The following is a 1,771-nucleotide window of genomic DNA, read 5'->3' as shown; positions in this document are numbered from 1 at the left end:
GTTCTACCAGTGCGACCACCTGGGCACGCCGCAGGAGCTGACGGACCACGAAGGCCGCATCGCCTGGTCGGCCAGCTACAAGGCCTGGGGAGAGGCCAAGCAGGCAATCAGCGAGGCGGGGCGGAAGGCCGGGTTCCGGAATCCGATCCGGTTCCAGGGGCAGTACTTTGACGACGAGACGGGGCTGCACTACAACCGGTATCGGTACTACGACCCGGTGGCGGGGAGGTTTGTTAGCACAGATCCGATTAAATTGGAAGGCGGATTTAATACACACGTCTATGCTTCCAATCCGACTGAATGGACTGATCCGCTTGGCCTGAGCTCAAAGAAAAACAATGTCCAATCTCCGTCAACCCCCGTTTGCCGAAATCGTCGCCAAGCGCTGAATAGCGCCAAAGATTTGGCAGGAATACCTCGTTCACAACAAGCTGCCGGTCAATGGCAAGTTGGAAATGATCCAAGAAGGCGAGGCAGTAAAAACTACGTCTACTCCGAAAATCCTGCAGAGTTCGGTCGATTTTACGAATATGCAGACGCAACCGGTGCGAGAAAAGTAGTTGTTGAACACACGAGTGACCCGAGGCGAGGCCCGCATGCACATGCGGGCGAAGCAAAGGGAAGCGATCCAAGGAATTACGATTTCAGAAATCAAAGATATCAAAAAATCGATGACCCAAAAACTGGAGACCATCATGCCGACTACGGCTGCGGACAAAATTAGGGAAAAAATTACTCAACGCCGAGGCAACGAACTACTGCAAAGGCTTGAAGGATTAGAAGCCGGAGTCTTGACCAAATCCAGTAACTATGATCTATCGTGGCACACGACAGCAACAAAAGAAAATAGCGCATACGAATCAAGGCCCACACTACTCTTTCCAATAGATAATTCTCTCGAAGCAATATGCAAAAAATTTGAGGAATTCACAAAAAAGCATGGCGCCGAACTGTTAATTCAATTCGAGCAACCGTTTGTTATGAAAATAAAAATTCGAGAACCGGAGAGCTTTATTCGTAGCCTCTACAAGAATCAAAGGACAAAAGATTTGACCATCTTCAAGATTCACCCGGATGCTGTTTTTGAAGTACAAGAATTGGAATACGACATCAAGCTATTTGTGGTTGACAAAACAATTTAGATCTTAGACATCCCAAGCACCAGTACTTCTTAAGCCCCGTTTCCACTATCGCCAGCCAAGATCTCCAATGCGACTACTTATATTTCCACTGCTGCTTCTCGCTGCCAGCATCAGCTTTGCCGCGGAGATCACCCCAAAAGAAATCAATTTAAGAAAACTGCACCAACGCTACGTCAAAGCAGGTTATTCGACCCTAGATTTGCCAGAATTCAATAAGAGGATTGCATTTTCCGGGGTGGTGATCGGAGGATCGAGCAGAGGCTTCAACAGAGGCCCGGATAGCGCGAATGGCAGTGCATTGCTCAAAGCGGGCGTTGCCGGTTCGGAAAACGAACTGGTTCGTATGGTTGCACGCGATGCCGCCAATGAAGCCCACATGGGAACTCTGACGGTCGGCAGTGCATTCAAGGCCACATGCACCGTCGCATTTGCCTCGGGCACGGGCTATATCCCGCTGCAAGATTGCGTTTTTCGCTGAGCGAAGCGTTCAAGACTGCGCAGGTCCATATCACCACGTAGCGCATCTCAGCTACGACGCCCTGGGCCGGCGCATCGCCAAACGCTCCGAGCACGAGATCACCCTCTTCGGCTGGGACGGCGACACGCTGGCCTTCGAGAGCACGCAAAGC

Annotated in this window: 3 protein-coding genes; all 3 read left to right on the top strand. The window is 50.9% G+C overall.

The window, feature by feature from the left end:
* Window positions 1–724, top strand: a 724-nt coding sequence (locus tag PMI12_RS28415; protein ID WP_007838470.1) for an RHS repeat-associated core domain-containing protein, incomplete at its 5' end; no start/stop codon positions are given.
* A complete protein-coding gene (locus tag PMI12_RS29005; protein WP_162130826.1) occupies window positions 696–1,142 on the top strand; it encodes a hypothetical protein in 447 nt (148 codons plus the stop codon). The genes PMI12_RS28415 and PMI12_RS29005, both read left to right, overlap by 29 nt.
* 67 nt (window positions 1,143–1,209) lie before the next feature.
* Window positions 1,210–1,620, top strand: a complete 411-nt coding sequence (locus PMI12_RS29000; protein WP_007838468.1) for a hypothetical protein — start codon at window positions 1,210–1,212, stop codon at window positions 1,618–1,620.
* Window positions 1,621–1,771 lie beyond the last annotated feature (151 nt).

Origin of the sequence: Variovorax sp. CF313 (genome assembly GCF_000282635.1) — a bacterium.
In the GTDB taxonomy this organism is placed as follows: domain Bacteria; phylum Pseudomonadota; class Gammaproteobacteria; order Burkholderiales; family Burkholderiaceae_C; genus Variovorax.
This window is presented reverse-complemented; position numbering and strand designations above follow the sequence as displayed.